The organism is Desulfobaculum senezii (assembly GCF_054657395.1).
Genome location: NZ_BAAHYU010000003.1, coordinates 700,989 through 727,849, shown reverse-complemented (window position 1 = coordinate 727,849; position 26,861 = coordinate 700,989). Strand labels below are relative to the sequence as shown.

Sequence of the window (26,861 nt, the reverse complement as noted above, 5' to 3'; positions counted from 1 at the left end):
CATCAGCACCGTCAGCTCACGTGGCTGAGACGACGGCGTCAACCGTTCAATCGGCAGACGGCTCCACATCACCAAAGGACACACGCGGCGCACTGCGTGGCGGCAAGGCCAAGGGCATCACCCTTGGGCTGGACATTGCCCCGTACGCGCTGCGCATTGCCGTTATGGAACGCAGCGGCGGCCGCACCATGCTCCGCACCCTGCGCGAAACCCCCTACCCGCCGCAAGCCGGACCGGGCAGCGCGGGCTTTGCCGAGTTCCTTCGCATGCAAATTTCCGCCGTTGCAGGCAGCGCCAATCCCGACATCTGGGTGCTTGTCCCCACTGCGGAGGCCGACCTGTGGCGCGTGCGCATCCCCAAGGTGCCCAAAAAGCGCGAATCCGAAACATTCTGCTGGGCCATCAAACGCGACAAGTCCATCAATGAAGCCGAACAGCTTCTGGACTTTGAAGTGCAGGGCGAGGTGCTGGACAAGGGCATCCCCAAGTTGCAGGCCATCGCCTACACCGTGCCCCGCAAGGCCCTCAAACGCTCCGTGGATATGCTGCGCGATGCCGGCTTTGAGCCCGCAGGCGCGACCATCCCGCCTCTGGCCCTGCAAACCGCCATCCGCTCTACGGATTTGGCGCGCGGCGCCGGAACCTGCGCCTCGGTCTTCATCGGCCGCGGCTGGTCGCGCATTGATGTCTTTGACGGTGACAACCTTGTCATGAGCCGCGGCATCAAGGCCGGTCTGGGCAGCATGGTGGAGGAGCTTCAGGCCGCCTACTCCATGCCCGCAGTCGCCCCGCAGCCGGCGGAGGACGATGTTCCGGTCATTGATCTGGACATGGAAGCCACAGACGACGCGCCAACCTCGCTGGATGGCGTTGACTTTGAGCTTGAGGTCCACCCCGAGGAGCCAGCCCCCGCCGCGCCGGCTCCCGCCCCGGCCACCGAGCTTACCGACGGCGAAGCCAAGGCGCTCATCCTCGCGCGGCTGCTTGGGGAGTCCATCGACGACAACGCCCCCGGCGCGGAACTCAGCACCGACGAGGTCATGGCCCTTATCCGCCCCGCCCTCGACCGCCTTGTGCGGCAGATTGAGCGCACCTTCAACCACTACGTCAACGCCGAAGGCGGCGACGCGGTCCGCCGCATCCTGCTGTCCGGGCAAGTGGCGGCCAGTGCGCCCATCCGAAACTTTCTGTGCGAGCAGCTCTCGTTGGACTGCGGCCTCTTTGATCCGCTGGCGTCGTCCACACTTGCCAGCGCCGAAACCGCGCCGCCCCGCTCCGAAGCGCGGCGCATGGAGTTCAACCTTCCTGCGGCCCTCGCTTTCTCGGACACGGCAACCACCCCGAACCTGCTGCGCAACTACGCCCAGCGCGACCGGGACTGGCAAGCCGCACGGCAGGCGCGCATCATCTACGCGACCTTCCTCGCCGCCATCGCCCTGCTGGGCGGTGTGTTCGGCTGGCAGAGCATGCAGGAAAGCGCCGTGCAGACCAAGCTGGACGCCGTCAACAGGCAAATTGCCGCCTACGCCCCGCCCGTCAACGAGCAATTGCTGCTCAAGATGGCGTCGCAGGTGCAAAACAAACAGCGCGACCTCAAGGCCCTCGCCCGCAAGTACGAGGGGCTGGCCGTTCTGCGCGAGGTCGGCACCCTGACGCCAGAGGCCATCAAAATCCGGCAGCTGGACCTGACCCTCGGGGCCGAAGCCGCGCCTAAAAAGGACAAGCGCGCCCGCCGCGCCCGCAACACCGAGCCGCCGCGCCTGCTTGTCCTTGAAGGCACCATCCCCGACGCCGAAGAGTCGCGCGACTCCATTCTGGCGTCCTACATCGTCACCCTGCAAAGCTCGCCGCTGTTCTCGGACCCCGTGGTCCACAGCCGCGAACTGGTGGGCCGTGGCGCCAATACGGGCCTGCACTTCATCCTGCACGTCAACGTGGAAAGGTAGCCGGACATGCCCAGCACACCCACACTCACCAAACGCAACATCCTGCGGACCGTCATCTGCGTGGCCATTGCCGCCGGGTTCTTTGCGCTGCTCAACTTCCGCACCGCCGCCAGCACAGCGGCCCTGAAGGACGACATCGTCAAGGCCGAGGCAACGCGCCAGCGCCAGAAAATTCTGTTCCCGGTGTACGCCGAGTTCGCCAAAACGCTCAAGACGCGCGCCTCCACCCTGCCGCTGCCCGAGCCAACCACCCTCACCAACGACCGCATCGGCGGCGTCCAGCCCGACATCAGCGCGCTGGCCCGCAGCTGCAACCTGACGCCCCAGTCCGTGGTGTGCGACCCGCTGTCGCTGGCCATGGAGACCGGGCGCATGGCCGTGGACATCACCGTCACCGGCACGCTTGAGGACTTCCGGCAATTCTACGTGGAGCTTGGCGCCCTGTCCTACCTGCGGCGCATCGAGCACATGCGTGTGACCGAGGCCCCCGGCGAAACCCGCTTCCAACTCAAGACATGGGTCGCGGTTCAAAGCGGCTAGCCGATACGAGGGAGAAGACACATGCAAAAGCGTGAAATCGTACTCATATGCCTCATGGGCGCGGCCATCCTTTATGGCGGCTATACGCTCCTGTTCGGCACCACCACCCGCGTGGACGCCACGGCCAACGCCGTGGCCGCCGCCGACCTCAAGGCCATGGTCCGCGAAATGCGCACCTCCGTGGCGAAAGAGCACCCCAGCGAGCTGGATATGTACAAAATAGCCCTCGCCGAGGGCACGGAAATCGCCGACCCGTTCCTCAAGGTCGTCCTGTCGGATAGTGACGTCAAAGCCCAAGACGTGCTGGTGACCACCAACAGCACGGACTTTACGTACAGCGGCTTTGTCAAGCTGGGCAGCCGCAGGCTGGCCATCGTCAACGGCGAGGAATTTGGCGTGGGCGAACGCCTGAACGAGGAAGGATGCTTCGTGGTCGCCATCGGGGAAGATGCTCTCCGGCTGGAACGCCCCGAAACAGCAGGTGGCATGAGAGAACACATCATCGTCCCCATCACCGAGGACACCATAACCTTCACCGAGGACAGAGATGCGCAGAGAACTCCGCAGCACTAAGGTCATTCTGCTCGGCGCCCTGACCCTGTGTCTGGCACTGGTCATCACCGGTTGCGCCCACGACAAGGACTCCATGGACACCAAGCACTTCCTCGACAAGTGGAAGACCATCGCGTCGCAGTCGCAGGGCTACTCCCCGGCGTACAAACCCCACAAGCAGGAAGCCATCATCCCCGCTCAGGAGGACACCGCCGTCATCGAGGAGCGCGAACTCCCGGACATGGAAGCGTCCCTCAGAATGCACGACGCCAACATCGTGGCCGTTCTGCAGGCCCTTGGGCGCATCGCCGACCAAAGCATCATCGTCAGCCCCAACGTGGCCGGCTCGGTGAACGTCAACATCGTCAAGCAGCCCTGGAAGGAAATCTTCCAGAGCATCATCAAGACCAACGGCCTGACCTACGAGTGGCAGGGCGACATCCTGCGCGTTATGACGCCGGATGACCTGGAAACCGCCATCAAGCTGAGCGAACTCAAAAACCGCCAGCCACTGGCCTCCACCCTGCTCAAGGTCCGCTACGCCGACGCCGCCGGCCTCAAGGAGAACCTCAACAAGCTCCTCACGCAGGACAGCGAAGGCAAATCCCGCGGCAACGTTGAGGTCAACGAGCACAGCAACTCCCTCATCGTGCAAGCCGTGCCCGAAGACCTGCGCAAGATCGTCAGAATCGTCGAGTATCTCGACAGGCCAAGCCGCCTTATCCGCCTCAAAGCGCACATCGTGGAGACCAACTCCGACACCGCGCGTGAACTGGGTATCCAGTGGGGCGGCGCCTACAAGAGCGACGGCCTCGGCGGGCATAACAACAACATGTGGGTGCTCCCCGGCGCGTCCGGCGGCGCCACAGACACCGACCCCATCGCGGGCGGCAGCACGCCGAACCTGAACTCCGGCGCAACGGGCAACTCCGGCCACGGCATGGTGTCCAACTTCATCCCCAAGGGCTTTCCTGAGGATGGACGCGGCATGAACCTTGGCCTGATGTTCGGCCACCTTGGCGGGAATATTCTTGAAGCCCAGCTTGCCGCACTGGAAGAGGACAACAAGCTGCGCATCCTCTCCAGCCCGTCCATCTCCACGCTGGACAACCAAACCGCCTTTACCGAAAACGGCGCGGAAGTGCCCTATATCTCGCTGGACGAAGCCGGCAACGCCGACGTGGAATGGAAGGACGCCACCCTGCGTCTGGAAATCACCCCCCACGTCATCGACGACGAGACCCTCAAGCTGAAAATCCTCGTCAAAAAAGATGAAGTGGACCAGACCCGCGAGGTGCAGGGCAACCCCTACATCATCAAAAAGCAGACCGAGACCACCCTCGTCACCCGCAACTCCGACACGGTGGTTATCTCCGGCCTGACCAAGCGCCGCACCAGCAAGGGCGACTCCGGCGTGCCCGGCCTCAAGGACGTGCCCGGCCTTGGCGCGCTGTTCTCCAGCGACAGCAGCTCCAGCGACCTCGAAGAGGTGCTCATCTTCATCACCCCGACCATCCTCGCGGAATGGACGCCCAACTTCGAGACCAAGACCATCGACCAGCTTGAAAAGGAATACGACGAAAAAGTCGCCAAGGAAAAGGCCGAGGCAGAAGCCGAGGCCGCAGACGGGGACCTCTAGGCCCCGGAGGACGCACCAGCGCGCGCCATGGAATACTACGGCATACTTGGCTTTGGCAGGGAGCCTTTCTCCAACTCCCCGGACCCGGACTTTTTCTATCAGTCCGAAGGGCACATGGATTGCCTGCACCGGGTGGAGATAGCCATACGCCTGCGGCGCGGCCTGAATATCGTACTCGGTGAGGTGGGCCTCGGGAAGACAACCCTCTGCCGCCAGCTTCTGCGGAATCTGGATGTGGAGGACGCCGAGACCCACCTCATTTTGGACCCATCCTTCGACTCCTCGCGCGAGCTGCTCCGCTGGCTGTGCACGGAGTTTACGGGCGAGGCCCCCGGCCCGGAGGCCGGCTCGTGGGAAATGAAGGAAGCCATCAAAAACGCCCTGTTCACCAAAGCCGTGGACAAGGGCGCCCTTGTGGTGCTCATCGTGGACGAGGGGCAGAAAATCAGCGCGGATTGTCTGGAAATCCTGCGCGAACTGCTCAACTACGAGACCAACAGCGCAAAACTCCTGCAAATTGTCCTCTTTGCCCAGCCCGAGTTTACCACCCTGCTCTACGCCATGGACAACGTGCGCGACCGCGTGAACGAGCACATCACCCTGCGCCCCCTCACCCTTGCGGAGACCACGCGCATGGTGGAACACCGCATCGCCCTCGCGGCGGAGACGTACGACACGCCGGTGCTGTTCTCGCGCGGGGCCTACGCCGCGCTGTACGAGGCCACAAGCGGCCACCCGCGCAAGGTGGTCTCCCTGTGCCACAAAGTCATCCTCGCCCTTATCATGAATAAGGGCACCAAGGCGGACGCCGCCCTTGTACGCGCCTGCGCCAAAAGCCTCCCCGCACCGGCGCGGCGCGGCATGCCCCGCTGGGCGCAGGTGGCGCTTGTCGTTGCGGGCTTTGCCACCCTCGCGGCGCTGACGCCGCAGGTTCAAACCGGCGCCTCGCGCCTTGTGGCGCAGTATGCCGCCCCGCTTGCGGGCCAGCGGCTGGATGCCAACACCACCATGCGGGCCTCGGCCCTGCCGCCCTCGGTGGCAATTTCCGCCAACGCCACGGCGCCGGAAGGGGCCGAAGACTGGACCACACCCGGCACCGCCGCGGCAGACAATGCCACCACAGCCCCGCAAACCGAGGTCCCGGCCCCCTTTGAGCCGCCGCGGTATCTGGGCAGTGTGCCGGTGCCGCACCGGGAGTCGCTGTCCATCATGATGGCGCGCATCTACGGCGCCTACGCCGAGGCAGACCTGCCGCCGGTGCTGACGGCCAATGCCCAGCTGACGGACCCCGACATTATCGAACCGGGCCAGTACCTGCGCTTTCCGCGCATTGCCAGCTATCCGGCCAAGAGTCTGCCGCCCGTCTTCTGGGTGGAACTCGCCCGCAAGGCCACCCTGCGCGATGCCTACGCCGCGCTGCACGAGGACTGCACTGCGTGCCGCATCCTCGCCTATTTTTCGCCCCGCACAGGGCTGACGTTCAGCGTCATCCGCCGCGCCGCCTACGCCACCAAGGACGCCGCGCAGATGGCCCTTACCGCCCTGCCGCAGGACCAGCGCGCTTCCGCGCAGATTCTTGGCGGCAACACACCGGGCATGATCTATTTCGGCGGAACGGGCTTTACGCGTACCATTGCGGCCCGTTCCGGCGCTTAACCCTGCTCCGGCAGGCATACACGCGAAACCCGCGTCTGGAGAGACACATGAGTGTTCGCAAACGCTTACGACTTGGTGAAATGCTTGTTCAGGCCGGAATGCTTGGCGACAACGAGCTTCCGGGCATCCTCAAGGAGCAGTCGGCCTCCGGCATGCGCCTTGGGCAGTTTCTGGTCCAAAAGGGCTACCTGAAAGAGTCACAGATGGTGGAACTCATCAGCGAACAGCTGGGAATCTCCATCTACCGTCCGGACTCCTACCCGCTGGAGGTTGGCGCGGAATCCCTCGTGCCTGCCGAACTGGCGCAGAAGCATCACCTTGTGCCCCTCAGCCGCAAGGGCCGCCTGCTCACCGTGGCCATGACCGACCCCATGGACATCAACGCCATTGATGCCGTGGAAATCTACGCCAATATGGAAGTGGACCCGCTCATCTGCACCGAGCGCGAGTTGCAGGAGCTGACCTACGCCACCTACGGCATCCAGTCGGACATCGACGATGTGCTGGAGTCCATGGAAAATCTGGACGTGGAGACCGACGAAGGCCCGGACCTCGCCGCCCCCGACGAGGACATTGCCGTGGACTCGCTGGAGGGCGCGGCCAAGGAAGCCCCGGTCATCAAACTGCTGAACTCCATCCTCTCGCAGGCCGTGCGCGAGGGCGCGAGCGATATTCACATCAGTCCGGAAAAGAAATTCATCCAGCTGCGCTTTCGTGTAGACGGCAAACTGCGCGAGGTGCCCGCGCCGCCCAAAAAATATTTCCTGCCCATTGTCTCTCGCGTGAAGATTCTGGCGCACATGGACATCGCGGTGTCCCGCATTCCGCAGGACGGGCGCTTTTCCTTCCAGTTTGAAAAGAAGGAAATCCACGTCCGCGCGTCCAGCCTGCCCACCATCCACGGCGAAAATATCATCCTGCGTCTGCTGGCGCGCGACGGCGACGTCGCCAAGCTGGAAGACCTCGGCATGAGCGAGCCGGACTACGCCAAGGTCCAAAACGCGCTGTCCCGGCCCTACGGCATGATTCTGACCACCGGCCCCACCGGCAGCGGCAAGAGCACCAGCCTCTACGCCGCGTTGAAACGGCTGAACAACTCGGACATCAATATCGTCACCCTTGAGGACCCGGTGGAATACCGCGTGCCCAAGATTCGGCAGGTGCAGCTGAACCGCCGCGCGGGCATGACCTTCGCCAGCGGCCTGCGCTCCATCCTGCGTCAGGACCCGGACGTCATCCTCGTCGGCGAAATCCGCGACGCGGAGACGGCGGGCATTGCCGTACAGGCCGCCATGACCGGCCACCGCCTGCTCTCCACCCTGCATACCAACGACGCCGCAGGCGCCGTCACCCGCCTCATCGACATGGGCATTGAGCCGTTCCTCGTCGCCTCCACACTGCTGGTCTCCATTGCCCAGCGTCTGGTGCGCAAAAGTTGCCCGCACTGCCTTGAGGAATACCAGCCCCCGGCGCCGGCCCTACGCGCCATGGGCCTGCCCGAGTCCGGACACACCTACTACCGGGGCAAGGGCTGCCGCATGTGCAAAAACACCGGCTACGCCGGACGTGTGGCCGTCTTTGAGGTGCTGGAAATCGACGAACCCATTCAGGATCTCATCATGAATCGCGCCTCGGCGGCGGACATCACCCGCGCGGCCGTTGCCGCCGGAACGCTGCACACCCTCAAGCACGACGCCGCGCTCAAGGTCCTGCAGGGCGTGACAACCCTTGAAGAGGCCGCCTCAACCGTCCTCATCTAAAAGGTCCACACAGTATGCAGAAGTACAAATATCAGGCACTGACGGATAGCGGCTCCTCCATCACGGGCGTGGTGGAGGCCGAAAGTCAGGAAATGGCCATGGAACTGGTCGTCTCACAGGGCTACATCCCCTCGGATGTGCGCCCGGCAGGCATCGGCACCGGACTCAGCCTGAAAAAGCTGGACGAAGTCATTGCCACGGTCACGGCCAGCGACCTTATCCTGTTCACCAAACAGTTCAGGACCATGGTCAACGCGGGTCTGTCCATCCTCAGCGTTCTTGAAGTGCTGGAACAGCAAACCGAGAACCCCAAGCTGAAAAAAGCCGTCATCAGCATGGAAAAGGACATCCGCCAAGGCTATTCGCTGTACGAGGCATTCAGCAAATTCCCGCACATTTTCGACAACCTCTATTGCAGCATGCTCCGCGCCGGCGAGGTCAGCGGTAACCTGTCCGAGGTGCTGGAACGCCTCATCTACATCATCCAGCACGAATTCGAAATCAAACAGCAGATCAAATCCGCGTTGACCTACCCGGCCATCGTGGTCACGGCGCTGTTTGGCGCGTTCCTGTTCCTGCTGACCTTCGTCATCCCGAAATTTATGGGCATTTTCCGCTCCGCGGGCATTGAACTGCCCATGCCCACCAAGGTGTGCATCTTTCTGTACGAGGGACTGAACGCCTACTGGCCGTTCATCCTCGGCGGGACCGTGCTGGGCGTTGTCGCCCTTGTCATGTACGTACGTACGCCGCAGGGACGCCTTGTGAAGGACACCGCGCTGCTCAAATCCCCGCTCATCGGCAAAGTGATGCTCAAGGCCGCCATGTCGCGCTTTGCAGCCATCTTCGCCCTGCTGCAATCCAGCGGCGTGTCCGTCATCCACTCCGTGGACGTGTTGTCCAAGACCATCGGCAACGCCGCCATTGAGCGCGTTTTCGAGGGGCTGAAGGACGAACTGCAAGAGGGCAAGGGCATTTCCAAGCCGCTGCGCTCCTCGCCGTTCTTTACGCCGCTCATCATCAACATGATCGCCATCGGCGAAGAGTCCGGTAATCTTGATGAAATGCTACGCGAAGTCGCCGCTCACTACGACTACGAGGTAGAATATCAGGTGAAGAAGATGGCCGAACTCATTGGCCCGATTCTTATCCTTGTTCTGGCCGCTGTCGTGGGCTTCTTTGCGCTGGCTGTGTTCCTGCCCATGTGGGACCTCACCAAAATGGCGGGGTGATGCTATGCGGCTGCGCATCGGTCTTGGTTTTCTGGTTCCCTTCGTCCTTGCCGGGGCGACGGTGTTTGCGGTCCTGTTCACGGACCGCGTGCTGACCTATGTGCACCCGGGGTTTGCCCATAATCCCGAGGCGCGGCTTGCCGCGCTGTGCATTGTGGCGGGCGGGGTCTGCTTTGTAGCCTCCCTGCTGGCCTTTCGCTGGCTTACGGGCCCACTCCAGCGCTTTTTGAAGCGTGCGCGGGCCATCAGCATCCTGCCGGACGTCGCCGAAGACGAAGGCCGCGACACGCCCGAGACCGACCCCGCCATCCTCGATGACCTCTTCATGCAGGTGTCCAACGTCCTCAGCGCGCTGGACGCCAAATCCCTGTTCCCGGACATCGTGTGCCAAAGCCGCACCATGCGCGAGGTGCTGACGCAATCCGCCAAGGTCGCGCCCACGGACGCCACTGTGCTTGTGACCGGGGAATCCGGCACGGGCAAGGAGCTCATCGCCGCAGGCATCCACAAATGCAGCCGCCGCGCCGACGCCGCCTATGTGGCGGTCAACTGCGCGGCCATCCCGGACCAACTGCTGGAAAGCGAGCTTTTCGGGCACGAGCGCGGGGCCTTTACGGGCGCGACATCGGCCAAGCCCGGCAAATTTGAGTTGGCGCACAAGGGCACCCTGTTTCTGGATGAGGTCGGGGACATGCCGCTGGCCACACAGGCCAAGATTCTGCGGATGCTTGAGAACGGCGAGTGCACGCGCCTTGGCGCGACAAAAGCCCGCCGCTTTGATGTGCGCATCATTGCGGCCACCAACCGCGATCTGCCGCAGATGGTGGTGGACGGCACCTTCCGCGAAGACCTCTACCACCGCCTCAACGTCTTCCCCATCCACGTGCCGCCGCTGCGCGAACGGCGCGAGGACATTCCCGCCCTTGTGAACCACTTTCTGGAGCAACTCGGCCGCGACAACACCTGCCCGCCGGAGATGCTGCACCTCTTCATGGCGCGGGAGTGGAAAGGGAACATCCGCGAGCTGAAAAACCACGTGGAACGCGCCTCCGTGCTGGCTGGCGACGACACCTCCCTCACCGCCCCACCCCACCCGCTGGCAGACTCGGCGCACACCGAATGCGCGGCAGAAACCACGCCCAAAGGCGGCGACGGCACGTCACTGGACGCCTACCTCGCAGCCATGGAACGCCAAATCATCTGCGCCGCCCTCCAACGCTCAGGCGGCATACAGGCCAAGGCGGCAGAGATTCTGGGCATCAAGCCACGGAGCCTGTGGCACAGGGTGAAGAAATTCGAGATTGATGTGGGGGAGTATAAGAACTGATTGAGGGAGTGAGGCGTTAGGAAGAGGGCGCGGCGTAGGAGGGAGGCTGGTCGCCTGTGGTTACGGCCGTGGAGAAGATCTGCCGCTTTTGTGGAGTGTTTTTGGGGAAGAGGAAGGGCTAGACATCATCACGCCGAATGTGTCTTGCCTCTTTATTTCGAGAGGGCGAAGAGCCAACATCGGTGCCCCTGCAAACAACAAAATTCACTCCCCCATCCCCCCTAAAAACGCCACTCGCCTCACCCCCACCCCGTTGACAGACACGGCGCGCACAGAGTGGGCAGCAAGAAACCACGCCCCCAAAGACAACGGCGGCACGTCGCTGGACGATGACCTCGCAGTCATGGAACACCAATTCATCTACGCCGCCCAGCAGCAGCTTGGGCTTGAGGACTGTTTACAGTTTTGAATTGCAATTCACTCTCCGCCGTTGAGGGGCTGCCTGCCGCCACGGTCACGCCGACCACCGGAGATTTTGTACTTGTGTACCACATTGCTGTGTAAAAAGCGCTTCCACCAATAAATATCCAAACCTAACGCCCATGAACTGCTATCTTATCAATTTCGCATCGCCCTCAGAATCTACTAGAGTACAAACTCAACAGTATCAACTAAGCGCCTTTACTAATTCCGCTCTTTCCAGTCTGCTTAGGAGGAATATCCCAAGCCATATAGGGCTATCGATAGCGAATGACAGGTCAATAAAAAGATGCTCAGAAATTACCCCTTCACGCCTTTATCTTTACTTTGGTTAAAAACAAAAAGGCGGGGATCGCACCCCGCCTTTTGTATTCAGTCTATGACATGAAGATATGTGGATACGTGACTATTAGTTGCCGCCACCTGTATTTTCAGACAGCACTGATTCTGGGACATCAAAAGTCAAAGCACCTGAAAAATCATCACCGAGGCGCCCCCCTGTGAACGTCAGCGTGCACGTGTCATCATTTCCGGCTGTAGCTGTAACATCGAAAGTTGCTCCAGCGAGTTCGACGTCAAACGAGTTGTTTTGTCCGCCATCTGAATACGTCGGGCACGCAAAGTCATCACCAGAAAGCATCGCACGAGAAACTGCCATGCTGCATTCACTCCGCCACGCGGCTTCGATTCCACGAGCCACACCTTCTTCTGCATCTCGACGCGCATCCATAAAACGCGGCACAGCGGCGGCGGCGAGGATGCCGAGAATCACGATGACCGCGATGAGTTCGATCATGGTGAAGCCATTTTTCTTACGAGTGTTCAAGTTCATCTCCATCTCCTCTTGTGTTGGTGTCGAAACGTTGTGTTCGGCCTTTCCAAAAATTGTACAGCCAATCGAGACGCTGTTGCCTCTGTATAAGCACCTTGCGTGCCAAGTTGGCATCAGGGCAGCGTTTATCACGAAACACCCTAGCGCCGTGCGGCAAAAAAAGGCAAGGACAAAGACGTGTTGTCACGTGATCGTCAGCCCCAATCTCCACAACGTGGAGCCGCATCTCCAAAGTTTGGAGATTACCCCCCGTTCAAGAAATGATGCGGCCTTTCTTTGCGGCAAACGCGCGGGAAGACTAATGACAATGGCCGCTGGTTTGGGGTAAAAACGGGCCATCCGGCGAGTCGTGTGCCGCCGCCTTGTACGCTGGTTTTTCCCACTCTGCACCACATTTTCGCTCCCAATAGGATGAGAGTATGCTCAGTTCCCTTTCGCCACGGACAACTCCGGACACAAACCGCCGTCTGGCCATTCTTTCCAGCCTTGCCGGAGCGCTCTTCTGCGTCCTTGCTGCGCTCGGCCTGCTCGACGCCGCGTGCGTCACCTCCGGGTGCGCCGTGTTCAAGGGCACGGCGTTTCTCGGCCTGTCCCTGTGGTGGTGGGGCGCGGCGTGTTTCTTGGCTCTTGCTGGGCTTTGCGTCATGCGGCTGTTTCCCGCCGCGCGCCTGCTTGCCGCCCTTGCCGTGTGTGTGGACGCCTTTCTGCTGGGGTGGATGGCCCTGTCTGCCACCTGCACCAACTGCGTGCTGGCTGGCGGGCTGTTTGCCCTGACCTTTCTCTGCCTCTTCCTCGGACGCATGCAGAAAAACGCCAAGGCCCTCGCCATCGCCGTCGTGTGGCTTGTAGCCCTGTCGCCAAACCTCGTGACCATCGCGCAAGAGCGCATTGACCCATGGATTCTGGCAGGACCGGAAACGTCCCCGGTGCACCTGTATTTTTCCCCGTCCTGCCCGGCCTGCCGCAAAGCGCTCGCGGACCTCGCCTCCAACCCCGGCGTAGCCTATATCCCCGTTCCCAAAAACGGCGGCGACGTCATACGCACGGTGTTGGTTGCCCGCGCCGTGGAGGCCGGTACGCCGCTCCCGCAAGCCGTGGACGACGCCCTCGCCGCGACGGAAATCCCGGATGACCTCAGTTCGTGGGAGACATTGCGCCTGCGGCTCCGACTTTTTTTCAACACAATGCAGTTCAAACGTTTCGGCTCGCACAATCTGCCGCTGATGACGACCACAGGCTGGTATTCATCAGATGCTCCGAAGGCGCAAACGAAACATCAAAAGATGGAGCAGGCGCAGATTGCCCCATAGGACAGACTAAATGACGCGCCAGCATCCCGAGCAGACCACACAATGCAGCCACCGCATACCATTGCGCCGCATTTTGCCCAATGGTATTGGTATTGCATACTCCCCGGTAGTCTTAAGGACATGATTCCGCACTTTTTATCCGCATCCTTTCGCAGTGAGCACAACGCAATGCGCAGACGCCCCGTCACATCCTCACACCACGCCGCCGGGTTCACCATGATTGAACTCGTCACGGTCATTGTGCTTCTTGGCATTCTCGCCGCCACGGCCATTATTGGCTTCAGAAATATGGCTGGCATAGACCTGCAGGCGCAAAGCGAAGTGCTGGCGCGCCACATCCGGTACGCGCAGCACATGGCCCTCAGCACCAGCTCCGTCTGGGGCATCCGAACCGCCGAAGGCGGTGCCGCCTACGCCCTGCATGCCGCCCCCGTTGCCACCTCCGCCGCGACGGCGCTCCCCGGAGACGATGGCACTCCGCACGAGCTGGAACGCGGCGTCACCACCGAAACGTGGTCCGTCAGCTTCGACGCCGACGGCGTGCCGACAGTCACGGGCGACGGCGCACCGCCCACAGCCGAAGGCTGGAGCATCAGCCTCTCTGACGGCAACGGCGACAGCGAAACCCTCACCATCACCGAAGACACGGGGTTCATCCCATGACCACGCGCAGCCCGCGCCGCAATGGCGGCTTCACGCTCATAGAAATCATTGTCACCATCGTCATCCTCGCCTTTGTGGCAACGATGGTCGCCAGCTACATGACCAGCGCCGTGGCCAACAGCGCCCGGCCCGTCAACCGCGTTCTAGCCCGCGGGGCGGTTCAGGGCATTATTGAAGCAATCAACTCAGATTATAGAGCACTTAAAGTAGATGAGCTATTGGATCAAAACACTGACGGTGACATCCTTAACACGTTGCAAAATCATGTTGCTGCTGGGGCAAACTCTAATGAGTACTATGGAGCAACTCCATACGAATATGAAACAACTTTTATGCGCCTTTCCGGATCGAATGTCATAGAGACATCAGGGCAATCGAACATACTTAAAATTCGCATAACAGTTCAAGACCAGACTGTTATAACGCTTTTCAGCAACTAAGGGGATACCATGCTTCCATCCCAAAGTGCGCACAAGAACGGATTCACGCTTATTGAAATCATCGCAACCACTGTCTTACTTGGCATTATTGCTGTCACCGGTGGAATGTTTCTTACAGAAACAACTCGAGGGTACATTATGACACGTGAAAACAGCGAAGCCAGCCAAAAGCTAGACATTGCCATCATGCGCATCGAACGAGAGCTCCGCGAAGCCATCGCTGTTCATTCCTTCCAAAAAACAGATGGAAGCATCACCGGTGTTTCTTTCGAACGACCTGCTGGTCCTAGATCAATCTATTTTAGCGGTGGCGCCATATCAGTAGATTCTACTCAAAACACTTCCAGCAGCTTCTCTGGTGGAAACATTTTGATTGATCATATCTCAGAATTTGAAATTTCGCCCCGAGATGGTAACGACAATGAATGGACACTCAGCGACCCCATAGAGGATCTGTGTGCGTTTCGAGTGCGTATGGACTACAATCACGAACTAACAGCACAAGCATTAACTGTAAACACAACTGTACTCCCACGCAACAATAACAATACTGGTGGAGCTGTCGTTCCTGACAACTACGAAATACCTGACCCTGATCAATGTTTTGTTGCTACAGCCGCTTGTGGCAAATTAACGCATCCCCTTGTAGCAACACTGAGAGCTTTCCGTGACAAGTGCCTCCTTACTTGGTCTGGTGGCCGGGCTTTTGTTGACTTCTACTACTCTTATGGACCCTACGCAGCCCGTTATATTGCTGAGCGCCCTTGGGCACGCGACCTCAGCTACTTGGCATTGCTTCCCCTTACTGGCCTAGCGCTACTTCTTTTATGGTCACCACTTGGGACTGCACTCTTCTTTTTACTTCTTCATTTTGCAATGCAAAAAGTCATACCCAATAGCCGTCGCCATTGTCGCCCAAGCCCCTTCAACACACAACAGGGAAGTATACTGCTTGTAACTATTGGAGCTCTTGTTTTTGTTGGAATCGTTGGGAGCGCACTTGTACCTATGTTTTCAACGGCAATCCAAGATCAAGCGGTCATGAATGTTGGTAGCAGAGCTTTCTATATTGCAGAATCTGGATACAATATTGCCGCGCATGAATTTTTACACAGTGACGACAAAGATCAAGCCCTCGTTGATATGCATGACAGGGAGTATACAATACAGGGAGGGCAAGATGGCACCTTCACTCTTGAGGTCTATCCGCAGTGGTTCAATATTCAAACAGCCTCTCCATCGGCCATCACTGCCCAAATTCCAGGAGGTTGGGACTCCTCAATTTTTACTCCACCAAGCCGCGGAAAACTGGCGATAAATACAAGAGTTTTCGAATACACCCTCTCTTCTACTCCCTCCCAGCGCGGAGTGAAGCCAACGTTCACCTTCACACCGCGAAGCGGGAACTTTGGCGCCGTATCACAAGGCGACTACATCACTCTGGTTGCCACAGCGAACAACGCCGGTGTGCATGGCCGCTCCATTACGCTCTCCTCCGGAGCGAACGCGTTCCCTCAACTCAACGGTGCTTTTTACGACAAATCTAGCGGCATCTCGTATACCTATACAAAACGCGATGGAAGCACGCTTAAGGGGGTACGCAGGGCCGATGACCCAGATGGCAACCTTAATATCAACTGGGAGTCCGAGACCGACCTTATCTTGGATAAATTCGTTATCATCCGCTCTACAGGCCACTTTGGCCAAGCAGCACACACTCTAACGTACAACACCCCCATCGGCTGGCTCCAGCAAACTGGCGCCAATGGCGCTGTTCGTGCGGAGCAAGACGTGAATTCCCCGCTCGCATACCTCGAGAGCGCCCCCAACGCCCCCTATCACATGGGTTCGCACATCAATAATAATGGCGCACTAGAAGTAACAGATACAGCTTCAAACGGTTGGTCACACATCGCCTTTTCCCCCTCTGGGGGATTTAACTGGAATGACATCTGGAACGCCAACGGCAGAACACTGACCTACGATGTTCAAACAAAAATTAACATCCCACAGGACAAAGAATACTGGATGGCGGGAATAAATTTTCGTTTACGACACGACAGCGAAGGAAGATATGCAACCTATGGTGTCTCTTTTGCAAGGCTTAAGACACTTATCACTGTGTCACTTCCTTTTTTTTTCGAATCTTACTCCCCACAGGACGGACTCCCCCCTTTTCCATCATTACGTCGCGATTTACGCGACAATTACGAAGAACTATCTCTCGTAAAGGAAATAAGTTGGCAAAAGACACTCGTATATTCCCCACCGATCATACTTTTATGGCAGTTACGATGGGGAACAAATCGTTGGGGCCAAATAGTCCCCAAGTATACCCCCATAGCCTATAAGGTGTTGGGAAGAGATTCAGGCATTATAGTCAATTATCATCCTTGGTTTTACACACCTCGTTTTAAACCTTGGTCAACGATCTATACAAGGATTGAGGAAGGGCTCCCCTATACATTCAGTCCTGATGCGGGATCTCCTTTAATCAGGAAAGACTCACAAATTCGAATTAAAAAACCTGATGGCAATGCTTTCACCGCATCTGTTTCCGGCGACCCAGTCCCTATCGAAGGGAATAAATACGCAATATTACTCAAAGGATTCAACTCTTCTGAATTTTCAAAAGACTTCTCTCGATACAATATCACTTACACAATTCCAGGAGAAAGCTCTTCAGGAAGCGGTGTTATAAAATACGCAAGTGATCGGTACGAGCCTACAAACTTTATTCGTGTGTACTACGGTAGCCCGACGAGCGTTGGGGGCGCATCAAACGCCAATGCACGTGATAACCGGCGGTCTGCATCCCCCCGTCGAACATCACAAAACGATTTATACAAATGGACACCAACCCACGAGCGCGATGTAACTCCAGACTCAGACTTTCTGACACTTATTGACTGGGATCACACATTTTCTTCGCGTTGGCTTTGGTCATTCGATGATTTTAACTACTTTGACAATGCAGTCATTGATCATGATCTGTATATTTCTTGGAATGGACAACAAAACGCCCAAGCACCTCAGCATGAGGTTGGCCTCCACACAAAAGGTTCTTCTTCTCGTGGTATTCAATTCGATGACTTTGGCGTACAAGCGTGGGTCAAAGGTCATACCAAAGGATTCCGACCACCGATTGTTCAATCCAACTAACCCCTTAGGGATTCAGCAGCACACTATGGCTCACGTAACATATATCAAGCACCGTCTTCGGACGGTGCTCTGTTTTCTTTTCTCCTGCCTGCTCCTCGCCCTTGGCGGGTGCACTGGCTCCTCCCTGGAGGACGCCCGCGTCGTCGTCCCCGAAGACATTCTGCGGCGCGTATCCCTCGCCGCATTTGTTGACCCGGACATCGTGCAGAAGCGCCTCACGCTCGAAACTGTCGTCGCCTACAGCCATGAGCACTTTACCGCCACGACATCCTTCGGCGAGGCCGACCCCAACGGTCCGCGAATCGCGGGGAAACTCCAGGACGGCGACAAGGCGGCGCGGCCCTACGTGCTGGAGTTCCGCCCAGTTGATGCCGAGCGCTCGGCCTATAAGCTCATCCGCATTGGCGCGGCAGCAGACCAGCATGCCCCAACGCCCGAGGACTGGGAGCGCATTCTCGCCCCATTCATCGAGACCGCCGTCCTTGACGGCGACATCGCCCCCGAGTTCGACCGCTTCACCAAGGATGCCCTCAAGGAAATGGTCCGCGCGCAGATGTCCTACTATGTGGACCATTCGCGCTTTGCCGCCACAATCGGCGCGCTGACGCGCTACGGCGTTGCCGAACCGCCCTACGCCATGCCCGTTCAAGTACACCTCGCCAATGACGGGGCCACGTGCCTTATGGTTGCGCGCCATATTGAAGGGGCTGACATTTTTGCCGTCACCCTGCCGGACACCACCATCACCAATTCACGCGACGATATTCTCCTCGCCATCCTTGGCGCCGCCGAGACTGACCCCGTCAAGGACATCACGCCATTGCTCTTTGGCGCGCTTGACCTCAGTACGACCAACGCGAGCGGCAAAACAGCCATCGACATTGCCTCGGAAAAGGCTTTTCCCTCGACGCTTCGGGCACTTATCGACTACACACCGCCCGAAAATTAACCGTCCTTTCAAGTGAGCACCATCATGAACAAATTCAAAAAACTCGTCGCCGCATGCCTCAAGGAAGGCATTACAGATATGCACATTACGGGCGGACATCCCGTGGTTTTTCGCCGCCACGGGCAGGTCTTCCCGCAGCGAAACGCCCTGTTCTCCCCCGCCGAAGTGGACAGCCTCGCCACCGCCCTCCTCAACGCGCGGCAAAAGGAAATTCTCCGCAGCCGCTGGTCCGTGGACTTCGCCATCACCGAATGCGGCGCGCGCCTGCGCATCAACATCTTTTCCACAACGCGCGGGCTGTCTCTGGCCATCCGCTTTCTGCCCGGGACCATCCCGACCATTGAGAATCTGAATCTGCACCCGTCCATCAAGGACTTCTGCACCTTCTCCTCTGGCCTGCTCCTCTTCTGCGGCGCAACAGGCAGCGGCAAGACCACCAGCATCGCGGCTATGCTGGGCGAGATTAACCGTACCCGCTCCGCCCACGTCGTCACCCTTGAGGACCCCGTGGAATACCGCTTCCGCTCCGGGCAGTCCTTCATCGAACAGCGCGAGTTGGGGCTGCACTTTCAGAGCTACGAGCAAGGCCTCATCGACGTCCTGCGCCAAGCACCGGACGTCATCGTCGTCGGCGAAATGCGCGAGTCCGAGACAATGCGCCTCGCCCTCAATGCCGCCGAGTCCGGGCATCTGGTCATCACCACGCTCCATTCCAGTACGCCGGAAGAAGCCATCTACCGCATCTGCAACTCCTTCCCCCTCGAAGCGCAGGAGTTCGTCCGGCTCCAACTGTCCTCGTGCCTTGCAGGCATCATTGTGCAGCACCTCGTCATGCAGCCAAACATCGGCTACCGCGTGCCGCACCTCTCCGTCATGAGAAGCAACGACGCCCTGCGAAACACCATCCGTGAAAATAAATTTTCGCAGATTGAAAACATCATGGAGACCAGCAAAAACGCGGGCATGTTCTCCTTTAGGCGCTACGAGGAAGACTACCTCCGCCGCCAGCCCAACTTCACCCCGCCAACCGTCAGCCTGCGGCCCTCTAAAGCAAACGACACCGAAGAGGAACACCGCTCCCCGCTCATCGACTACAACGCCGGACGCGTGCCCGCCGCCCCCATCGGCGTCGCCGTCGCCCCGCAAGATGCCGCAAACTACGACAGCCAGCACCAATACACCATCGACGACTCCGCCCCCCTCGACGAAATCATTCAGCGGATTACCGACAGGTAGCGGAAGAGGGAAGAGAGCCTCCGGCGGCTTGAGCTTTTCGCTCGTTCGGCCTGAAAGGACGAAGGGCAAAGAAATAAAGAGAGCCTCCGGCGGCTCAAGGGTATGATACCCTTGAGAATCCCCAGGATTTTCGGGGCGGAAGCCGCCCCGAAAATAGGGGTGGGTGGGTTCTCTTGTTCTTTCTCTTTTTTCTTACACACCCCAAACAGGGATCCTCACCGTCCATCACTCAGCGCCGCCCCCCAAAAAAGTCTCCCCATCAACACGGACGGGAGCCGTCAGGGGTGACGACCGCCCCTTCCACACGTACCCGGTCTGTGCGCAAATGGGATTCCAAAGGGCCCACGGCCCTTTGGCCTGCGGAGCACAAAAAGTCCTTCGTCCCCCCCCCCCTCGCCCACAAAAAGCGGCCCGGCTGTTCCCAGCCGGGCCGCTTTAGTCGCGAGATAGAGTGCCATACGCGGGCCGCGGCGGTGACCGCCAGCGTGCCCCGCCTGCGCGCGTGTTTAGGGCCTATTCCACCCAGTTGTAGGTCCGCTCCACGGCCTTTTTCCAGCCTGCGTAGCCTTCCTTGCGGCGGTCGTCGTCCATTTTGGGCGTCCACTTGTAGTCTTCTTCCCAGTTGGCGATGAGTTCGCTGCGGTCGACCCAGAAGCCGGAGGCGATGCCTGCGGCGTAGGCGGCGCCGAGGCAGGTGGTCTCGGTGACGCGGGGGCGAATGACGGGCACGCTGAGAATGTCGGACTGGAACTGCATAAGCAAATTGTTGCGCACCATGCCGCCGTCCACCTTGAGGGCCGTGAGGGGCACGCCGGAGTCCTTGTTCATGGCCTCGACAATGTCGCGGGTCTGATAGGCTGTGGCTTCAAGCACAGCGCGGGCGATGTGGTGCTTGTTGGCGTAGCGGGTAAGGCCCGCGATAACGCCGCGCGCGTCGGGCCGCCAGTACGGCGCGAAAAGGCCGGAAAAGGCAGGAACGACGTAGACGCCGCCGGTGTCCTCGACCTTGGCGGCGAGTTCTTCGACCTCTGCGGCATCCTTGAACATCTCAAGGTTGTCGCGCAGCCACTGCACAAGGGCCCCGGCGATGGCGATGGAGCCTTCCAAACAATAGGACGGCTCGCGCCCGCTGAACTGATAGGCAAGGGTGGTGATGAGCCCGTGGCGCGAGACGACAGGTTCGTGCCCGGTATGCAGAAGGAGGAAGCAGCCGGTGCCGTAGGTGTTCTTGGCCTGCCCCGGCTCGAAACAGGCTTGCCCCACGAGGGCGGCTTGCTGGTCGCCGAGGGCGCCGCAGACGGGAACGCGTGCGGAAAGCGGGCCGTGCTCGTCAGTGGTGCCCCATGTGCCTTCGTCGGAGGAAGGAACAATACGCGGCAGCGCCTGACGCGGCACGCCAAGCACCTTGAGAATATCGTCGTCCCACGTGAGGGTGCGCAGGTCCATCATCATGGTCCGGCTGGCGTTGGTGACGTCGGTGACGTGCGCCCCGCCCTGCGGACCGCCGGTAAGCCACCAGATGACCCACGTCTCCATGGTGCCAAAGCAGGCGTCGCCCCGCTCTGCGGCGGCGCGGGCCTCGGGAACCTCATCCAGAATCCATTTGATCTTGGGGCCGGAAAAGTAGGTGGCGATGGGCAGACCTGTGACCTCGCGGAAGCGGTCCTGCCCGCCATCGGCCATGAGGTCCTTGCAGATGCTGTGGGTCCTTGTGCACTGCCAGACGATGGCGTTGTAATAGGGCTGGCCGGTGTTCCGGTCCCACACGACGGTGGTCTCGCGCTGGTTGGTGATGCCTATGGCGGCGAGCTCGGAGCCTTTGATGCCGGACTTCACCAGCGCGCCGCGGATGACTTCCTGCGTGTTCTGCCAGATTTCCATAGGGTCGTGCTCAACCCACCCGGGCTGGGGGTAAATCTGGGTGTGCTCTTTCTGGTCCATGCCGACGATGCGGCCACTCTTGTCGAAGATGATGAATCGGGTACTGGTGGTGCCTTGGTCAACCGCACCGATATATTGTGCCATGCGTTCTCTCCTCGGTTGTCGTTTACCGGCCCATCGGAGGGCGTCGGTCGCCACAGGCGCGCGGCACGCGGGGACGGACGGCTCCCGATGGAAAGGGGCGGGCCGGATAACCGGCCCGCCGTCTGGAGTTGTGTACTACTGGGAACGCCAGGCCTTGAGCATTTCGTCGTAGGGCATGGTCTCGCCCTTTTCGTCGGGGCGCTCGGGCTTGGGCGAACCGGGCTGGCTCAGCCAGTACTCGCGGTCCTTCTTGGGGTTCAGCTTGGGCGAATACTTGGGCAGACGCAGCTTACCCATGAGTTCGTCCATCTTATACGCAAGCTGGTCCATGGCTTCCTGCGGCGTAGACTCACCGGTAACGGCGAGGGCCACGTGCTTCCACCACTGCTCGGCCAGAACGGGGTAATGCGGCACGTTGGGGCCGGAGTCGGTCCACATGTTCTCCACGGGAGACTTGTAGAACGTCACGATGCCGCCGTAGGTGCCCTTTTCCTCTTCCTTAGCCAGATAGTCGGAGAAGACGGTGGACTTGCGCACCGGGGTGCGGCCAACCACGAACTTCTTCAGGCTCACGGTCTTGGAGATGCAGAACTGCGCCCACAACCATGCGGCTTTACGCTCGTCGCCTTTAACGGAGTTCTTGAGGATGGTCCAGGAACCAGCGTCCTGATAGCCAACCTTCATGCCTTCATCCCAGTACTTGCCGTGGGGTGTGGGAGCCACACGCCACAGGGGCTTGCCGTTGTCGTCGGTGACGGGGCTGGAGGGATCGTTAAACGCGGGGTCGGCCAGCCAGGTGATGTACTGGAACACGCGCTGGGCCACGTTGCCGCGCGCGGGGGTGGGACCGGCCTCGGACCATGTCATGGACGCGGCGTAGGGCGGGGCGTACTTCTTGAGCCATTCCACGTACTTGGTGGTGGCGTACACAGCGGCGGGGCTGTTGGCAGCGCCGCCACGCTCAACGGAAGCGCCAACGGGGATCTTGTTTTCGCAGCGGATGCCCCATTCGTCCACGGGGTAGCCGTTGGGCAGGCCCTTGTCGCCGGTACCGGCGATGGACAGCCACGCGTCGGTGAAGCGCCAGCCGAGGGACGGGGACTTCTTGCCGTAGTCCATGTGGCCGTACACCTTCTGGCCGTTGATGGTCTTGCCGGTGAAGAATTCCGCGATGTCCTCATAGGCCTGCCAGTTCACGGGCACGCCGAGTTCATAGCCGTACTTGGCCTTGAATTCCTTCATGAATTCGGGGTTGGTGAACCAGTCGTAGCGGAACCAGTAGAGGTTGGCGAACTGCTGGTCCGGAATCTGGAGCTGGTTGCCGTCGTAGTCCTGCCCGAATTCGGGGTTCAGGAGGTCGGCCATGTCCAGATAGGGGTCGGTGACGCCTTTGCCTTCGCCGTTCATGTACTCGGTGAAGTTCAGGGCGCTGTCAGCGCGCAGATGCGTCCCGATGAGGTCCGCGTCGTTGACGTAGATGTGATAGATGGGGCGGTTGGTCTGAATCTGACGCTGGACGCGGTCCACGACCTCGCCTTCGCCGATGATGTCGTGAGTGACCTTGATGCCCGTGAGTTCATAGAAGGCCTTGGCCAGCACTTCGGATTCCCACTTGTGGGTGGCGATGCCTTCGGCCACGGATTTGATTTCCATCCCGCGCAGAGGCTTGGAGGCCTCGACGAACCATTCCAGTTCCTTCTTTTGCTGCTCCTTGTCCACGGCGCAGGGTTGGAAGACCTCGATCCATTTTTCAATGACGGCGTCCTTGGACGCGGCCGCCGCCGGAACGACCAAGGTCAGGCACAACGAGAGTGCGGCAAACAGACTTATAGACCGTTTCAGCATGTCCCAGTCTCCTTTTGAAGTCGTGATTGAGTATTTGCTCTCCACCAAATCCGCTGCCAATCGTGTCGACAGAACCTCCTTGCAGAAATCCGTGCTGGTACATCACTTCACCGCGGCGCACAGGCCGCTTGAACTCTTTGAAGGCGGCCGGGCGTCAGCCCCAGCGCCCCTGCACAAGCCCCCAACCGAGGGCAATGGCCGTGGGGACGAGCAACATCGTGTCGCCCACCACACCGAGCCAGATAAGGAAGATGAGAATGGCGGACATGATGCCAATGAAGAATCTGTCACCCCGCCGCGTCTTCATGGGGTAAAAGCCCCGGCGCGGAATGCTGGGGCTCGCGGCGTCCCACGCCGCCATGCCGCCAATGGCCAGAAACAGCGTGCCGATGGCAATGCCGCTTGGCACCGTCCAGTACATCCATGCCGTCTGATCAACTATCCAATTCCACATGCGCTAGACCCTCCCGAGGGCGAAGCCCTTGGCCATGTAGTTACGGACAAAGTAGACCACGATGGCGCCGGGGATGATGGTCAAGAAGCCCGCAGCGGCCAACAGGCCCCACTTCACGCCCTCTGCGCCAATGCCAACAGTTAGCTGCACCACCGCAGGCTTGGCGTTGGTCACGGTGAGCGCCTTGGCAAGGATGAGTTCCACCCACGAGAAGGTGAAGCTAAAGAACGCCGTCACACCAATGCCGGGACCAATGAGCGGGAAGAAGATTTTCCGGAAGAACTGCGGGAAGGTGTAGCCGTCCACAAAGGCGGTTTCGTCAATCTCGCGCGGGATGCCGGACATGAAGCCTTCCAGAATCCAGATGGCGAGGGGAATGTTGAACAGGCAGTGCGCAAGGGCCACGGCCCAGCAGGTGTCGTACAGATGCAGGATGTAATACAGCTCCGTAAAGGGCACCATGAAGACGGCGGCAGGCGCCATGCGGTTGGTCAGCAGCCAGAAGAACAAATGATGGCTGCCGCGGAAGGTCCAGCGCGAGAAGGCGTACGCGCCGGGTACCGCCGCCAACAGCGTGATGATGACGTTGAGGCCAACATAGGTCAGGGAGTTCTGGAAGCTGGCCCGCCAGAAGGGATTGGTGAATATCTCCACGTAGTTCTTGAAGGTCAGCTCGTGGGGATAGAAGGTGAGTTCCTTCAAAATCTCATTGTCGGTCTTGAGCGAGGTGATAATCATCCAATAAATAGGGATGAACAGCACAATGAAGTAGAGGACGAGCAAAATGGTGCGCTTTTTCATTTTCATGACTGCTCTCCTTTGCCGGTATTGGTCATGGCCTGGAAGAAGAGGAAGCTGAACAGAATGACGATGAACAGATAAATGATGGACACGGCCCCGGCGTAGCCCAGCTCATACGATTGCGCCTTGCGCGCCACGTGCAGGCTGAAGAACGTTGTGGAACTGCCCGGCCCGCCGCCTGTCAGCAGCAGCGGCTCCGCGTAGATTTTAAACGAGTCCATAAACCGAAGCAGCACGGCTAGGATGAGCACGGGCTTGAGCTTGGGCAGGGTCACGTAGCGGAAGGTGCTCCAGCCGGACGCGCCGTCAATCTCGGCGGCCTGATAGTAGGCATCGGGGATAGCCTGCAATCCCGCGAAGGCCAACAGCGCCACCAGCGGCGTCCAGTGCCACACATCCAGGACGAAGATGGTCACCGGCGCGTCCACGGGGTCCAGCGCCACGTTGTAGGATGCGCCAAACAGGCCGAACAGGCTGGGCACCACGCCGATGGACGCCTGCGTAAACAGCCGCCAGATAATGCCCACCACGTTGTAGGGGATGAGTAGCGGAATGCCGAGGAGCACAAGGCTCACGGCAAGGCCGATGCCCTTGCGCGGTACAGCCATGGCGATGAGGATGCCAAGGGGAATCTCCACCAGCAGCACCATCAGGCTAAAACCCATCTGCCGCAGAAACGCGCCCCAAAAGGCGTGGTCGTTCAGCACCTCGACATAGTTTTCAAAGCCGACAAACGTCGGCGCGGAGCCGGAAAAGATGTAGTGCAGGGAATAGTTGATGACCGTCATCAGCGGGATGAACGCACTGATGGACATAAGGACCAGTGCCGGTATGAGGAAGAGCCAGGCTCTGTTTTTCATAAACGCCTCTCTAGGGGGACGAAGGACTCGGAGCGTGAACCTCTGACAGCGCCGTCAATCCGGGGCACGGCGCGCTTGCGCCCGCCCGGGCCGTCAGTCCGGCGCGGCAAGGCGCTTGCCGCCGGCAAAGAGTTTGATGCCGCTCTGCGGGAAGTGCACGCCAATCTCGTCACCCTCCTGCACCGCAAAGTCATTGGCCGCGCGGGCCTTGATGCGCATGTCGCCCTGACGCAGCGTCAGGATGCGGTAGGCCCCCGTGTCTTCAATGACGGAGACGGTAAAGGCGACGCTCTCATCATCCGGCGCATGGCGCGGCTGGACGAACTCCGGGCGGATGCCCAGTTCCAATTCGCCGACAGCGGACGCCGCATGTTCGCGAATGGGGGCGTCCACGGGGATGCTGAACGGGCCGCAATTGAGGCCGGAATCATCCAGCGTGCATGACAACACATTCATACCCGGCGAGCCGATGAAGTAGCCGATAAACGGCGAGGACGGATCGTCGTGCAGGTCCTTGGGGCTGCCCTTCTGCACCAGCACGCCGCCCCGGACCACAGTGACGTCGTCGGCAAAGGTCAGGGCCTCGTGCTGATCGTGGGTGACGTAAATCATGGTCTTGCCAAGGGCGCGCTGCACTTCGCGCAGCTGGCGCCTGAGGCCCCATTTGAGCTTGGGGTCAATGACGGTGAGCGGTTCATCCAACAGGACCGCCGCCGTACTCTCGCGCACAATGCCGCGGCCAAGGGAGATTTTCTGCTTGTCGGCGGGATTGAGGCGCGTGGCGTGGGTGCGGAGCATCTTTTCCAGCCCCAGTATGCCCGCCACCTCGTGCACCTTGGCGTCCACCTCGGCCTTGGGGCGGCCTTCGTTGCGCAGGGGAAAAGCAAGGTTGTCGTAGACGTTCATGGAGTCGTAAACCACCGGGAACTGGAACACCTGCGCGATGCCCCGTTCGCGGGGCTTCATACCCGTGACGTCGCGCCCGTCGATGAGCACCTTGCCGCGCGTTGGCGTCGGCAACAGGCCCGAGATGATATTCAGGAGTGTGGTCTTGCCGCAGCCGGAAGGGCCAAGAAGCGCGTTGGCGCTGCCGTCCTCCCAGACGATGGACAAGTCCTTCACCGCCCATGTGCGCTCGCTGTCGGGCGTTCCGGGCGGATTGTAGGAATGGGAGACATTAACAAGTTCAACCGTAGCCATCTGCACCCCCCT

Annotated in this window: 21 protein-coding genes; 14 read left to right on the top strand and 7 right to left on the bottom strand. The window is 59.8% G+C overall.

Translation table 11 applies throughout. The annotated features are described in order from the left end of the window. Nucleotides 1–20: 20 nt before the first annotated feature. From ACYQ2T_RS12300 to ACYQ2T_RS12265, 8 genes are read left to right on the top strand one after another with little or no spacing between them, the layout of a single operon-like run. Nucleotides 21–1,946 carry a hypothetical protein gene (locus ACYQ2T_RS12300; protein ID WP_459900917.1) on the top strand — a complete coding sequence of 642 codons (1,926 nt, stop codon included), beginning with the start codon at nt 21–23 and terminating at the stop codon, nt 1,944–1,946. A 6-nt stretch (nt 1,947–1,952) separates the two neighbouring features. Next, the gene (locus tag ACYQ2T_RS12295; protein ID WP_459900915.1) at nt 1,953–2,486 is read left to right on the top strand and encodes a hypothetical protein; all 534 of its coding nucleotides are present in this window, start codon (nt 1,953–1,955) and stop codon (nt 2,484–2,486) included. Between the two features lie 21 nt (nt 2,487–2,507). Then, the gene (locus tag ACYQ2T_RS12290) at nt 2,508–3,059 is read left to right on the top strand and encodes a hypothetical protein (protein ID WP_404843514.1); all 552 of its coding nucleotides are present in this window, start codon (nt 2,508–2,510) and stop codon (nt 3,057–3,059) included. Then, a complete protein-coding gene (gene pilQ / locus ACYQ2T_RS12285) occupies nt 3,034–4,677 on the top strand; it encodes a type IV pilus secretin PilQ (protein ID WP_459900914.1) in 1,644 nt (547 codons plus the stop codon). Before ACYQ2T_RS12290 ends, pilQ begins: the two co-directional genes overlap by 26 nt. A gap of 27 nt (nt 4,678–4,704) precedes the next feature. Then, complete coding sequence (locus ACYQ2T_RS12280) at nt 4,705–6,333, top strand: AAA family ATPase (RefSeq protein ID WP_459900912.1); 1,629 nt, start codon at nt 4,705–4,707, stop codon at nt 6,331–6,333. A gap of 47 nt (nt 6,334–6,380) precedes the next feature. Next, nucleotides 6,381–8,093, top strand: coding sequence for a GspE/PulE family protein (locus tag ACYQ2T_RS12275; RefSeq protein WP_459900911.1), 1,713 nt, complete (start codon nt 6,381–6,383; stop codon nt 8,091–8,093). 14 nt (nt 8,094–8,107) lie between these two features. Then, nucleotides 8,108–9,325 carry a type II secretion system F family protein gene (locus ACYQ2T_RS12270; protein ID WP_459900909.1) on the top strand — a complete coding sequence of 406 codons (1,218 nt, stop codon included), beginning with the start codon at nt 8,108–8,110 and terminating at the stop codon, nt 9,323–9,325. A gap of 4 nt (nt 9,326–9,329) precedes the next feature. Continuing rightward, the gene (locus tag ACYQ2T_RS12265) at nt 9,330–10,652 is read left to right on the top strand and encodes a sigma-54 interaction domain-containing protein (protein WP_459900907.1); all 1,323 of its coding nucleotides are present in this window, start codon (nt 9,330–9,332) and stop codon (nt 10,650–10,652) included. Nucleotides 10,653–11,481: 829 nt separating this feature from the next. On the opposite strand, the gene ACYQ2T_RS12260 is transcribed toward ACYQ2T_RS12265, so the two are convergent. Then, nucleotides 11,482–11,904: a type IV pilin protein gene (locus tag ACYQ2T_RS12260; RefSeq protein ID WP_459900906.1), complete on the bottom strand. Its 423-nt coding sequence runs from the start codon at nt 11,902–11,904 to the stop codon at nt 11,482–11,484. A gap of 419 nt (nt 11,905–12,323) precedes the next feature. Here ACYQ2T_RS12260 and ACYQ2T_RS12255 point away from each other — a divergent pair, with 419 nt between their 5' ends. The 6 genes from ACYQ2T_RS12255 to ACYQ2T_RS12230 all read left to right on the top strand — a co-directional run bounded on the left by ACYQ2T_RS12255 (nt 12,324) and on the right by ACYQ2T_RS12230 (nt 19,664). Further along, complete coding sequence (locus ACYQ2T_RS12255; protein WP_459900904.1) at nt 12,324–13,214, top strand: DsbA family protein; 891 nt, start codon at nt 12,324–12,326, stop codon at nt 13,212–13,214. Between the two features lie 168 nt (nt 13,215–13,382). Continuing rightward, nucleotides 13,383–13,877, top strand: a complete 495-nt coding sequence (locus tag ACYQ2T_RS12250) for a prepilin-type N-terminal cleavage/methylation domain-containing protein (protein WP_459900902.1) — start codon at nt 13,383–13,385, stop codon at nt 13,875–13,877. Beyond that, the gene (locus ACYQ2T_RS12245) at nt 13,874–14,317 is read left to right on the top strand and encodes a type IV pilus modification PilV family protein (RefSeq protein WP_459900901.1); all 444 of its coding nucleotides are present in this window, start codon (nt 13,874–13,876) and stop codon (nt 14,315–14,317) included. Before ACYQ2T_RS12250 ends, ACYQ2T_RS12245 begins: the two co-directional genes overlap by 4 nt. A gap of 9 nt (nt 14,318–14,326) precedes the next feature. Further along, complete coding sequence (locus tag ACYQ2T_RS12240) at nt 14,327–17,479, top strand: CFI-box-CTERM domain-containing protein (protein WP_459900899.1); 3,153 nt, start codon at nt 14,327–14,329, stop codon at nt 17,477–17,479. Nucleotides 17,480–17,504: 25 nt separating this feature from the next. Further along, nucleotides 17,505–18,428, top strand: coding sequence for a hypothetical protein (locus ACYQ2T_RS12235; RefSeq protein WP_459900897.1), 924 nt, complete (start codon nt 17,505–17,507; stop codon nt 18,426–18,428). A 24-nt stretch (nt 18,429–18,452) separates the two neighbouring features. Next, nucleotides 18,453–19,664 (top strand): type IV pilus twitching motility protein PilT, encoded by a 1,212-nt coding sequence (locus ACYQ2T_RS12230; RefSeq protein ID WP_459900895.1) that lies wholly within the window; start codon nt 18,453–18,455, stop codon nt 19,662–19,664. A gap of 513 nt (nt 19,665–20,177) precedes the next feature. Here the strand turns inward: ACYQ2T_RS12230 and glpK are convergent. The 6 genes from glpK to ACYQ2T_RS12200 form a co-directional block, all read right to left on the bottom strand. Continuing rightward, nucleotides 20,178–21,689 carry a glycerol kinase GlpK gene (gene glpK, locus ACYQ2T_RS12225; protein ID WP_459900894.1) on the bottom strand — a complete coding sequence of 504 codons (1,512 nt, stop codon included), beginning with the start codon at nt 21,687–21,689 and terminating at the stop codon, nt 20,178–20,180. A 135-nt stretch (nt 21,690–21,824) separates the two neighbouring features. After that, nucleotides 21,825–23,534 carry an ABC transporter substrate-binding protein gene (locus ACYQ2T_RS12220; RefSeq protein WP_404843529.1) on the bottom strand — a complete coding sequence of 570 codons (1,710 nt, stop codon included), beginning with the start codon at nt 23,532–23,534 and terminating at the stop codon, nt 21,825–21,827. Nucleotides 23,535–23,688: 154 nt separating this feature from the next. Further along, complete coding sequence (locus ACYQ2T_RS12215; protein WP_459900893.1) at nt 23,689–23,988, bottom strand: DUF2160 domain-containing protein; 300 nt, start codon at nt 23,986–23,988, stop codon at nt 23,689–23,691. A 3-nt stretch (nt 23,989–23,991) separates the two neighbouring features. Further along, nucleotides 23,992–24,795, bottom strand: a complete 804-nt coding sequence (locus tag ACYQ2T_RS12210; RefSeq protein WP_459900891.1) for a carbohydrate ABC transporter permease — start codon at nt 24,793–24,795, stop codon at nt 23,992–23,994. Then, complete coding sequence (locus tag ACYQ2T_RS12205; protein WP_459900889.1) at nt 24,792–25,649, bottom strand: carbohydrate ABC transporter permease; 858 nt, start codon at nt 25,647–25,649, stop codon at nt 24,792–24,794. Before ACYQ2T_RS12205 ends, ACYQ2T_RS12210 begins: the two co-directional genes overlap by 4 nt. Before the next feature lie 93 nt (nt 25,650–25,742). After that, a complete protein-coding gene (locus ACYQ2T_RS12200; protein ID WP_404843532.1) occupies nt 25,743–26,849 on the bottom strand; it encodes an ABC transporter ATP-binding protein in 1,107 nt (368 codons plus the stop codon). Nucleotides 26,850–26,861: the final 12 nt, after the last annotated feature.

Bases quoted from the DNA above. Each gene is read 5' to 3' on its own strand.
- ACYQ2T_RS12295 (WP_459900915.1), top strand. From the start codon at position 1,953: ATGCCCAGCACACCCACACTCACCAAACGCAACATCCTGCGGACCGTC.
- ACYQ2T_RS12290 (WP_404843514.1), top strand. From the start codon at position 2,508: ATGCAAAAGCGTGAAATCGTACTCATATGCCTCATGGGCGCGGCCATC.
- pilQ (WP_459900914.1), top strand. From the start codon at position 3,034: ATGCGCAGAGAACTCCGCAGCACTAAGGTCATTCTGCTCGGCGCCCTG.
- ACYQ2T_RS12280 (WP_459900912.1), top strand. From the start codon at position 4,705: ATGGAATACTACGGCATACTTGGCTTTGGCAGGGAGCCTTTCTCCAAC.
- ACYQ2T_RS12275 (WP_459900911.1), top strand. From the start codon at position 6,381: ATGAGTGTTCGCAAACGCTTACGACTTGGTGAAATGCTTGTTCAGGCC.
- ACYQ2T_RS12270 (WP_459900909.1), top strand. From the start codon at position 8,108: ATGCAGAAGTACAAATATCAGGCACTGACGGATAGCGGCTCCTCCATC.
- ACYQ2T_RS12265 (WP_459900907.1), top strand. From the start codon at position 9,330: ATGCGGCTGCGCATCGGTCTTGGTTTTCTGGTTCCCTTCGTCCTTGCC.
- ACYQ2T_RS12260 (WP_459900906.1), bottom strand. From the start codon at position 11,904: ATGAACTTGAACACTCGTAAGAAAAATGGCTTCACCATGATCGAACTC.
- ACYQ2T_RS12255 (WP_459900904.1), top strand. From the start codon at position 12,324: ATGCTCAGTTCCCTTTCGCCACGGACAACTCCGGACACAAACCGCCGT.
- ACYQ2T_RS12250 (WP_459900902.1), top strand. From the start codon at position 13,383: ATGCGCAGACGCCCCGTCACATCCTCACACCACGCCGCCGGGTTCACC.
- ACYQ2T_RS12245 (WP_459900901.1), top strand. From the start codon at position 13,874: ATGACCACGCGCAGCCCGCGCCGCAATGGCGGCTTCACGCTCATAGAA.
- ACYQ2T_RS12240 (WP_459900899.1), top strand. From the start codon at position 14,327: ATGCTTCCATCCCAAAGTGCGCACAAGAACGGATTCACGCTTATTGAA.
- ACYQ2T_RS12235 (WP_459900897.1), top strand. From the start codon at position 17,505: ATGGCTCACGTAACATATATCAAGCACCGTCTTCGGACGGTGCTCTGT.
- ACYQ2T_RS12230 (WP_459900895.1), top strand. From the start codon at position 18,453: ATGAACAAATTCAAAAAACTCGTCGCCGCATGCCTCAAGGAAGGCATT.
- glpK (WP_459900894.1), bottom strand. From the start codon at position 21,689: ATGGCACAATATATCGGTGCGGTTGACCAAGGCACCACCAGTACCCGA.
- ACYQ2T_RS12220 (WP_404843529.1), bottom strand. From the start codon at position 23,534: ATGCTGAAACGGTCTATAAGTCTGTTTGCCGCACTCTCGTTGTGCCTG.
- ACYQ2T_RS12215 (WP_459900893.1), bottom strand. From the start codon at position 23,988: ATGTGGAATTGGATAGTTGATCAGACGGCATGGATGTACTGGACGGTG.
- ACYQ2T_RS12210 (WP_459900891.1), bottom strand. From the start codon at position 24,795: ATGAAAATGAAAAAGCGCACCATTTTGCTCGTCCTCTACTTCATTGTG.
- ACYQ2T_RS12205 (WP_459900889.1), bottom strand. From the start codon at position 25,649: ATGAAAAACAGAGCCTGGCTCTTCCTCATACCGGCACTGGTCCTTATG.
- ACYQ2T_RS12200 (WP_404843532.1), bottom strand. From the start codon at position 26,849: ATGGCTACGGTTGAACTTGTTAATGTCTCCCATTCCTACAATCCGCCC.